Annotated in this window: 5 protein-coding genes; 1 reads left to right on the plus strand and 4 read right to left on the minus strand. The window is 40.6% G+C overall.

What is annotated here, in order from left to right; translation table 11 throughout:
- Together FHS57_RS28365 and FHS57_RS28375 are read right to left on the minus strand one after the other, a co-directional pair.
- On the minus strand, nucleotides 1-1,920 hold a 1,920-nt coding region (locus tag FHS57_RS28365; protein WP_183979651.1), incomplete at its 3' end, for a PKD domain-containing protein.
- Nucleotides 1,921-3,183: 1,263 nt separating this feature from the next.
- On the minus strand, nucleotides 3,184-8,364 hold the full coding sequence (locus tag FHS57_RS28375) for a DUF8696 domain-containing protein (protein ID WP_183979653.1): 5,181 nt from the start codon (nucleotides 8,362-8,364) through the stop codon (nucleotides 3,184-3,186).
- A 671-nt stretch (nucleotides 8,365-9,035) separates the two neighbouring features.
- Between FHS57_RS28375 and FHS57_RS28380 the strand changes: the two genes are divergently transcribed.
- Nucleotides 9,036-9,704 (plus strand): response regulator transcription factor, encoded by a 669-nt coding sequence (locus tag FHS57_RS28380; protein ID WP_183979655.1) that lies wholly within the window; start codon nucleotides 9,036-9,038, stop codon nucleotides 9,702-9,704.
- On the opposite strand, the gene FHS57_RS28385 is transcribed toward FHS57_RS28380, so the two are convergent.
- Nucleotides 9,687-10,268 (minus strand): helix-turn-helix transcriptional regulator, encoded by a 582-nt coding sequence (locus FHS57_RS28385; RefSeq protein ID WP_183979656.1) that lies wholly within the window; start codon nucleotides 10,266-10,268, stop codon nucleotides 9,687-9,689. The two genes, FHS57_RS28380 and FHS57_RS28385, sit on opposite strands and share 18 nt — an antisense overlap.
- Nucleotides 10,258-11,037, minus strand: coding sequence for a helix-turn-helix transcriptional regulator (locus tag FHS57_RS28390; RefSeq protein WP_183979658.1), 780 nt, complete (start codon nucleotides 11,035-11,037; stop codon nucleotides 10,258-10,260). The genes FHS57_RS28385 and FHS57_RS28390 overlap by 11 nt, the downstream gene beginning before the upstream one ends.
- Nucleotides 11,038-11,178 lie beyond the last annotated feature (141 nt).

An 11,178-nucleotide genomic window follows, 5' to 3' on the forward strand; every position in this document is an offset into this window, starting at 1 on the left:
AAGTGTGTAACTACTGCCTGCCGTACCTGTAAAAGTGGACGTCGGGCTCGAAGCATCACTAAAGGTTCCTCCCGTACCACTCACCACACTCCATGCACCCGTACCTACTGCGGGCGTATTCCCTTCCAATGTCACCTGTGTCAGTCCACAAGTACCCGCGCCAACTTGGTCACCGCCAGCATTGGCCGTCGTCGGATTCTGGTTAAAAGTAATAGTTACATCATCCGTTGAAGCAACACAAGGACTGTTACTTATCGTCCAGCGAAGTGTGTAACTACTGCCTGCCGTACCTGTAAACGTGGACGTCGGGCTCGAAACATCACTAAAGGTTCCTCCCGTACCACTTACCACACTCCATGAACCCGTACCTACTGCGGGCGTATTCCCTTCCAATGTCACCTGTGTCAGCCCACAAGTACTCGCGCCAACTTGGTCACCGCCAGCACTAGCCGTCGTCGGATTCTGGTTAAAAGTAATAGTTACATCATCCGTTGAGGCAACACAAGGACTGTTACTTATCGTCCAGCGAAGTGTGTAACTACTGCCTGCCGTACCCGTAAAAGTGGACGTCGGGCTCGAAACATCACTAAAGATTCCTCCCGTACCACTCACCACACTCCATGAACCCGTACCTACTGCGGGCGTATTCCCTTCCAATGTCACCTGTGTCAGTCCACAAGTACTCGCGCCAACTTGGTCACCGCCAGCATTGGCCGTCGTCGGATTCTGGTTAAAAGTAATAGTTACATCATCCGTTGAGGCAACACAAGGACTGTTACTTATCGTCCAGCGAAGTGTGTAACTACTGCCTGCCGTACCTGTAAAAGTGGATGTCGGACTCGTTGAATTACTAAAGGTTCCTCCCGTACCACTCACCACAATCCATGAACCCGTACCTACTGTGGGCGTATTCCCTTCCAATGTCACCTGTGTCAGTCCACAAGTACTCGCACCAACTTGGTCACCGCCAGCATTAGCCGTCGTCGGATTCTGGTTAAAAGTAATAGTTACATCATCCGTTGAAGCAGCACAAGGACTGTTACTTATCGTCCAGCGAAGTGTGTAACTACTGCCTGCCGTACCTGTAAAAGTGGATGTCGGACTCGTTGAATTACTAAAGGTTCCTCCCGTACCACTTACCACACTCCATGCACCCGTACCTACTGCGGGCGTATTTCCTGCCAAGGTCACCTGTGTCAGTCCACAAGTACTCGCGCCAACTTGGTCACCGCCAGCATTGGCCGTCGTGGGCAAAGCATTCACCGTTACTTGAATAGTACGGGTAACTGACTGCCCTCCTCCATTAGCATCTGTAACAACTACTTGGAATGTATGCTGTCCTGCTTGTAGTCCTGTAACGTTTGGACTTTGTACTGTTGTACTCGAAAAAGTTGCACTTCCTGACCCTAGTGTTTTTGACCATAAAAAAGTATATGGTTCAATCCCCCCCGAAGGTGTTGCAGTTAGGGTTAGTGTACCACCTTGACAAATAGGTGAATTAGATGAAACATCGCTTGACAGGGCTCTTAGTCCACCATTTGCTACCAACTCACTAAACGAATAATTAACACCATTACCGTTACACGACGCTACAGAGGTTCCACCAATAAATATACGTTTATTAGCGTTACATGCGCCAGAATTTGTTATCGTCCCTGCGCCAACAATTTCTATTTGGGTATTAGCAGGTAAACTCAGGGTTAAATCGCTACCAAAATTCAATGTTCCTGCAATAACCAATTTTGTTATTGAATTTGATGCTGTGACATCAGCCGTCAAATTAACCGTAGTACCTGCTGGAATGGTAGCAATGCCTCCTGAACATGTGGCAAAGTCAGCTGCTGTATTTATGGTACAATCGGCCATGACTTTTAGACAGAACAGGAAATATGCACAAAATAATAGAGCATTTTTTTTCATCTTGCGACATTTTTAAATTAATACTTTACAAATCAAAAGCAAACTACATTTCACTTATTTTAGAATTAAGAGTTTTACTACAAAAAAATCACTTTATCTAATTGTCTTATAATGAGGAAATTAGATACAACAAACTCAAATACTATTTAATCATTGAGATTACTTTTATAGACTACATCCGCCACTTATCGTCACATTTTTTGTCACGCTTATTGGAGCATCTGCATAACTGACCTCCGTTAAAAAATGTACATTTTGGGGTTACTACATCAATAATGCCTATGGCATTTACACCTGGGGCTGTTGAGGTAGGTTGAGTCACAACTCTTCCAGTAATCATCATTAAATTATAGGGTACACACGTTATAAAATACACCCTTTGCTGCATCAGCGTCGAAATGACAGGTAATATCTTCCTGAATGGCATAATTTGCATCGACTTACAAATCAACCATAATTCCCTACCCAGTAGAAGCTCCACCTTTCGCATTTTTTTCAGAAAGAGTGCCTTCAGGAATAGGGGTAAACGAATTTTCATTAGATACCGTAGAGAGCACTGCAATCGCAGAGGTGATTAACACCATTTTAGTCCAGAGTTAGTAAAAAGTTAGATATACGTAGTTCGTGTTAAAACAGATTTATTTGTGTTTTATAAATATCAGAACTACAGATACGAACCTATTATACAAATAGCGTAATTGTTTAGGTACGCTATTTGCACAGGTGCAATTATGGAGGAGTTAGGAGCGGAAAATGCAGACTTGCGTCGTCACTATGCACGAGTACTTAATAAATGCCTATTGCCAACAGGCTGTCCAAGAGGAACATCCCCCTAGCTATGTTGTCAAAGCCAATAGCTGCTTAGGAAGAGTAACAAAACGAGTGGATGTAACTTATTACAACGCTTGATTCTTCATCAAGAAGCCATGCTTGCATTCGAGTTAGGGGTACCCTTCACCAATAATAAGGTAAAACAGAAAGTTAATAATTGCTTCCGAAGTATCGGTGGGGCTACTGCCTACGCCCGTATCGCTGGTTTCATTTCTCCAATCCAAAAAATAAACTAGAACATCATTCTCAATTCGACAGTGTTCTACAAGGTAGCTTTAAATGAGCTACCTAAACAGTTACACAATGTCTTATTTAAAGATGTTCAAATGACAATTTGTTGCAGGCTTTGCGTAATTCTTAATCAATTATCTATAAACAGAAAAGCCCCTGCCGAAGCAGGGGCTTTTCTGTTTATAGATTCTATTTATTCAACTAGAACTTCACCACTTTGAGCGTTACTTGCTTATCTGGGGTGGTTACATGTAAGAAATAGATACCTTCTACCAGCTTCTCAACCTCAAACTCTTCTTGATGTGATTGCGTTTCTGGTACAAATCTACGCTCTAACATTGAGCGACCCGCTACATCGACCAGTTCTGCTTTTACAGCTTGTCCTTTGGCACCTTGAATACCCAAACGCATCACTTTCGTGACTGGGTTTGGCATTACCTGCGCGAAAGAAGTAGAATTTGATGACATATCTCCGTCTGCTAACTGCTGACCGTTTACGGCTGACCTTGCCGCACCTTGGCCTGGCCCATCTTTTGAAACAATACGGAACCAAAACTCTTGGTAGGCTAACACATTACCCTGCGCTTGACGTGTAGCTGGATAAATACTTCCCCAACCCTTCATATCCCAGTAACGAACGCTAAGCTTGTACAACCCTTTGGGCAAACCTTCGTCATAGATATTTTGACCCTGTTCATTCAGTTGATAGAAGCCATAAGCAGGGTGGTTAGGTGCATATAACTCCGTCCAGCCTTCACGGTTGGCATACATAAAGTAAGGAGCATTGTTCTCGTGCGTATTGAACGAACGCACTACACCTGTTTCTGGCGTTGCTCTCATATCAAACGTCAATGAACCATTGGTCCCCAAAGCACAAGCATCCGCATGAATCGTCCAATAACGGGGCGCAGTTTTATTTACGTTTTCTGTAAAATAAATCGTCGGATTACCTTGATTACTGAAATCCAAATCTGGGCCACCATCCTTTGTGATAAATTGACTACTCCACAGCGCCTTGTCATTCGCTGGTTTCACCGCCGATTGGCTTTGGCCAATGTTGATTAGCGTTATATCAAATGACTTCCAAAGGATACTTTTAGGTTCGCTAAATGGCGTTTGACAGCCATTAGCAAAAATACACTGCGCCGAGTATGATTGCGTAATTGCGTTGTTAAATGCTACTGTCAACACTGCATCTGTTGCTGATGTATTCCACAAAACACTCGCGCCAGCTGGGCAATTTGTAGTAAGCGTAACCGAAGTTCCTGTACAAACTGATTCTGCACTTGCGGTCACGATGGGCGCTACGTTCACAGGTAGCACCGTGTAAGTAACGGTGTTGCTAGGCGCACTCAAGCAACCCTCAGCATTTCGACAACGAGCATAGTATGACGTAGTGGTTGTCGGTGGCGTCGTTGGTAAATTTGGCAACGCTTGATTGGTTTCAGCATTGTACCACAATGTCGTGAAACTACCGCAAGTTGTGCTTCCTGTAAACGTCGCTGAGGTTGTGCAACTGTTAAGCGGAGTAATAGAAACCGTAGGCGTAATGCTTATGGTTGTCAACTTTAATGTCATAACCGCCGACTCAGTTTCAATACACGAAGGTGTCCCGTCAGATTTACGGCAACGAACGCGGTAATTATGGAAGTTTCCATCCACAATCTGAGAAGGAATCGTTGTTGAATAGTCTCCTCCATCAACCGAATAAAGTAACACCTCACCTGCTCCACAAGTCGCATTAAATACCAACGCATTACCATCCTGATCACACAATGTTGCCGACTGCCCCGCTGGAATAGTTGTCCCGTCAGCTACCATTGACACATTTTGCGGTATTGATGCACGATAATTGATTTTAATCGAAATCGCGTTGGTAATGGTCGATGGACACGCATTACACGAGGCTTGGTATTGGTATTCCGTATTATCACTTGGCTGCGATGTTGGCGCAGTTGCAGTCCAATCTGACCAAGCGCCAGCGCCTATTTTGGTACGCCAGAGTGGATTTCCGCTCACACAAGTATTTACTACGTTAAACTCTAAACTATTTACTGGATTTGCATCTGCATCACAAAATGTTTGGTTATTACCTTCATTTAGTGTCTGCTGTAAAACATTCAAAGTGATGGTAGGCTTTGTATGAATTTGAATAAAAGCTGCACTTGAATTAGACGCACTACATAACCCACTTTGTACAACAGCACGATAATAAGTCGGTGTTGATAGATTAGTAACAGTGTAAGTTGCTGTAGTATTTGCTATGTCCGTTGGTGATGAAAACGCAGCATTTGTTGATGACTGCCATTTAATAACATTTCCTACATAGCCGCTCAAAGTTAACACAGTACTATTATCACCTGCACATACAGCTGTACTACCTCCTATAGCCCCAGCAACAGTAGTTTCGTTTACAATAAGAGTAAATGCTTCAACTCCACTAATACAACCTGTTGTCGAATTTTTAACCCTTAGAACTGCATTATAAGTTGCTCCAGAAGCATTAGCAGGAATTACCAATGTAATTTGAGCTAATGGTAAACTTGTATAAGCTACATCAACAAATCCAGCAGCCTCCGCAGAAGCATCATAATCAATCATATACTGATCAGGGCTTCCTCCTGTTGCTGAGTATGTTAAATTAGCACTTGTAGTTCCTTTACATACCGCTGCTACAACTCCTAACGTAATGGTAGGTGTTGTATTGATAGCTAGGCTACCAGAAGTAACCGATGAGCCGTTGGCATCGGTTACTGTGACCGTGTAAATTCCTACTGCTAGATTAGTAATTGAATTAGGGCTACTGCTTATGCCTGACGCAGAACCTCCTCCTGTCCATGAAAATGCGTAGGGTGCGGTTCCTCCACTGAAATTAACTTCAATAGAGCCAGGGTTACATGGACTTGTGGCAGTTGCCGAGTTGATCACCACTGGTGTACCTGTACAAGCAGCCGTCGGTTGGAAACCTACTCCCGCACCATCTCCACCACCTACCAACCATGGCGAATATGAAATACTCGCTGGAGATGACGCCGATAAGATTGAAGCTATCGAACTAGCACTCGCACTTCCCCACCAGTTACAGGTAGCGGGTAAGTTGCCAGAGTAGCCAGAAACATTATCTATGGCAAAATTTGTACCAGAATAGCCCGTAAAACTGTTTTGTGAGACAGTAATGTTTGAATTTGTGGCTGGAACTTGACCTCCATCATTCGTTATTAATATACCTTTAGGGCCACCTGCACTAAAGGTATTGTTCAATATAGAGAAGTTATTTACTCCCCCATATATTCTCAAATCTCCTGTACCATCTGTACGGGTAGAACCACTGATTACATTGTTCGTAAATGACGACGAAACAGTATTATACAAAAATACTGCTCTGGCATTTCCAATAAATTCATTTTTGGTAATGGTAATTCCAGTAGTAGCTGAAGCGGATTGACTTGTGGAAATCGTAATACCTGCACTGGAATTACCAGAAAATTTGTTATTTTCAATCAGTACATTGGAAACAACTCCGCCTCCTGTGTATTCATCCGTATAAATACCATTACCACCCGAAGGCCCTGAATTGTTATTTGAATCAAACCAATTGCATTTGATTGCTGCTTGAGAAGTACCAGTATTTGCAAGACTACTACCAATAATATTATTTTGGATAATATTATTTAATAGTTGAGTTCCTGTAAGAGGCGGAGCCATATAAACAGCATACCCAAACCCTGGCCCAGCATTAGAACTGGCTTGACCTTGAATTGTAAATCCATTGATAGTCACATTGTCGGCAGTTATGCCAATTCCATTCACACAATTGATAATTGATTCAGCACCTGATCTGGTTGTTGCGGCACAGACATCTGCCTGTGCACCTTTGATAATCAACGATTTGTTGATAGTGATTGATTCGTTGTATGTACCCGCCGCTACCGTGATGGTGTGGCCAGTTAGGGTTTGAGCATCATCAATAGCCGCTTGAATTGTGCAAAATTGCTCTCCTGTGTTTGTATTCGTAATTGTGGGGAAGCTAGGAACCGCATTGATTACAACTGGATTGCTTCCGTAAGCGACTACCCCACTTGGAACGCTTTGTGACCGCACTAACACCGTATGATTACTGCTTGGACTGAGACCACTAAATGTATTGCTTGTAGACCAGTTAGTCCCGTTGTCAATACTATATTCTAAAACCCCATCTCCTGTAGCATTGATTACAATTGTTCCAGACTGAAGTAGACAGGTAGGTTGTGTTACATTGACAGTGATAAGAGTTGGCTCAACAGTAGAGGAAACCAAAACCCGATCAAAATAGATTCGCCCAGTAATAGGTCCAGGAGTTGGGTTGAATGATGTAGCAGGTGGGGTATAAGAGGAAATACCATTGCTCCCTGAAGTATAATTCTCTTCTGAAACAAAAAGCTTCCCATCAGTTGAAACATCAATTGCTGTAAATTGTGAAAGAGCCCCTCGTGTGAAAACCCCTAATTCTGGAACTGATATATCTGTGCCGCCATTTGTAAGATCCGCTTTATTGAGCACGACAATAGGTGGCGCAGGATTTACCGTTCTAATAACATAAATTTTATTGCGAAATATAGCTACATCAGCCGCATTGGCAAGGGTATAAGTATGAGTGATGGTAGTACCATCGGCGCTAATTCGTCTAACTACGCCTCCACCGGCCACAAATACGGTTCCATCAACATCTACCTCAAGCCCCTCTACCCCGGAAGTGCTAGGTGGAATCCAAGAATTATCTGGCGTAGGAGCGCCGGCAGTTGTTACATCCCAACGCCTAACTAGGTTGTTTGCCGCTATATATACGTAGTAGGTTGCTCCCAGTTTACGAACAGCGACCCCTACAGGACCTGAAATGGGTATTGAGCCAATCGTCATACTCAAATCACTACTAAATATATCGACTCTATTGGCAGAGCTTATTCCAGAGCTTAAGGCCACATATACATAACCGCGGTCGTCCGTAGCTATACCTTCAGGGCTATTACCTGTACTTCGCCAACCTAAAAAAGTGCCAGTAGCTCCTCCGGCATACACGGGTTGTCCACCTACTGGAGCAAAAGCACCAGTACCACCAGGCATTCCATTTCCAAAAATAACATGATCTGTACCCGAGGTTGCGAGTACATTTGCACTTACTTTTCGTAAGGACGTTGTGGGTGTATTCGGGCTTTGGATGTTGCCGGTATAGACGGCCGTTCCATCTTGGCTCAGGGCCATTGAACGAATTGTACGTGGAGATCCATTTGTATTTCGCTCTCCAAAGTAGTCTGACTGCACTTGCCATGTTTGACCATACAACTGAGGCAAATAAAATACTATCAACATTTGACATGTCAATAACAGTTGGATAATTCTTTTCATAAAGAAATAATGTGTTAAAATGTGAAGAAAATTTTACTCAAGCAATTATTTTCAAACTAACAAAAAACAGACTAAAGATTAATAAAAAGTGTCATTTATATCCCATTAACCAATAAACACATATACCTTTTAAGCAAAACAAGTAGCTATTCCACTTAAAATACACCAAAAATATACCACACAAACATCTATTGTTAAAATTTTAGAATAATCACATTTATAATAAAATATATTGATTTACAATTCGATATATATGTATGTTTTAGTCATCAAAATTCAGACAAAAAAAAAGGAATACAAATACTCAATAATGCGTAAATTATCAAGCGGTTATTTAATACACTTCTGACAAAAAAGCATCAATTACTCAACTATTTGGCACGAAATCAAAAAAACTAAATTTACAATTATTAAAAATTCATCCAAAAAATACTCAATATCAAGTATTTTCAACTTTCAGATTCAAACAACTATATTACTAAATCCATTTTTTTTGTAATTTGGCCAACGTTATCGCACGCAATAAATTCACTTTACTATCAATGGCCACCCCTACTACTTCAGCACACTCGGACGTTTTATCGCTTTGGAACTCAAAAAATATTCTCAACAAAAGCAACTCAAACAGGCTTCACGTCGAATCTAACCCACTGTTAACATCTATATTTCAGATGGCTAGAACAGTACCTATCGTGGTAGATGTAAAAAAAATGACCCAGCAGTATGTGGGTATCGATGTAGAAGAATGGTGGGGATGGAAAATAGAAGAGATTTTTGGAGAAGGGGTTCTTTCTTATACAAAGCTTATACACCCCTCAGATCTTGGTGTTCACAATCTGTGTAATAAACTTTTATTCTACATTTTAGAAAGATGTAGCACGGAAGACAAATATAACCTTAACATACTCCTGAACTTTAAACTACGAAAGTCAGATGGTAGCTATATCCACATTACTCAATCGGCCAAAATTCTTGAGCTAGACCCTGACGGTAGCATCAGAAGCTTGCTCGTATTGCTTCAAGAAAACAATACATTGAGCGATTCTTATCCAAGGAGGTACATTCGTTTTTGGGGGAAAGACTTTGACGGGCGACTGTACGAATACTTGCCCGATGTGGAAGACCTTCAACAGATAGAATTGCCTTCTAAACGTGAAATCGAGATTATAAGTTATCTCGTTTCAGGAGAAGAAAGCAAAACTATCGCCGAATATTTGAGTATTAGTAAGCATACGGTGGATACGCACCGTAGGCATCTTTTGCAGAAATTTTATTTAAAAAATACTGGAGAACTCATCAACTTGGTTCATATCACTCGTCTTTTAGACCCCTCTAACTGAGTCTCTTAGCTTCTCTAGTGACAAGTTTTTTTGAAATTGCTGGTATTTTTTGGGTGAAACGCCAAAATGTTTTTGAAACATCTTGGTAAATTTTATGGGATGCGCATACCCAATAATCTTAGAAACCGACGTAATGGTATATCCACTTCGAATAAGGTTTGCAGCATGATCCATTTTTTTCATCATATAATACTGGTGCAGGGTGACGCCATAGTACTGTTTAAAAACTCGTTTAAACGTGCTTTCTCTCATACTGAGTTCTTCACAAATATTATCTAAAGATGGAAGTTCTGATTCGAAGTTTGGCCCTATATACTTATTAACTACTTGTTCTAATTTGTCAACAACGATGTTAGGGTATTCGGGCTGTTCTTTTTTTGATACTTCTACTTTTTCAATTTTAGTACGTGTAACCTCTTCTTGTTTTTCACAAAGCTTAGAGGAATAATCAATTGAAAAAGGAATTCTTTTTTCAATTAAATCTCCTTCTATTCGTTTAAAATCTTCGATGTTTAAAACAATGGTTAACTGTTCTTGCGAGGTGGAGTTTTTCTTAGCGTTCATTGAAGCGTTTTTTATAAATCTTCGTAAAGCCTGAAATATGGCTGTAACCTATTTTTAATGCAATCTGAGATAGCGTATATTCTCCCGTTTGATACATTTTACGGGCATACACCAGTTTATGTTCAAGCAGGTACTGATAAGGGCTTTGTCCGTATATTTTCTTAAATAATACCTTAAATTTACTAACACTCATCCCTACTTCTTGGGCAAATTGCTCCAGTTTTGGAATAGGCAAATGAACATTTTGGATAACTCTTTCTACTACTTGCTCTATTTTACGCTTCTCTTTTCTATAATACGCATTTTCCTGGCAGACGTTTATGCTGTTTTCTATTTCGTCGATAACTCGATATATTAAATCATAAATAAAAGCCCTAAAAAATAAAATATTACTTGTAGATAATGAAAGCTGCTCCCAAAGTAGGTGAAATTTATTAGAAATAATATGTTTATCCTTACTCCATTCTTTACATAAATAAGGAGCAACCAACGCTACTTCGTCAATTGGAAGTTTTAATTCATTTTTTAACCACTTTTGATCTAAAAATAAGTAAATACATCTCGTATAGTTTTTATCACAAAATTTAAAGCAAATTGGATTAATTATTGAATAATCCTGCAAATACATTGGGAAATCTTTGTTTGAACTTATATGAAAGAAAAACTCACCCAAAACCCCATAATGAATATCTTTATCAATAACCCATTTTCTCTGGTTTATTGACTTGTAATCATCTTCTTCATTAAATACAGTAAACTCTATATTCATTATATATCCTTTTTATACTACACACTTATGCCCATTACCCTTTTCTTACCTATTTATGCATGACTTATTATCAAGAGCAATATGCGAATGTAGTAAGTTAAAGTATATACTAAAAACAAACATCGCAAAAAAACCTTTTAG

This window comes from Runella defluvii (genome assembly GCF_014195535.1).
Lineage (GTDB): Bacteria > Bacteroidota > Bacteroidia > Cytophagales > Spirosomataceae > Runella > Runella defluvii.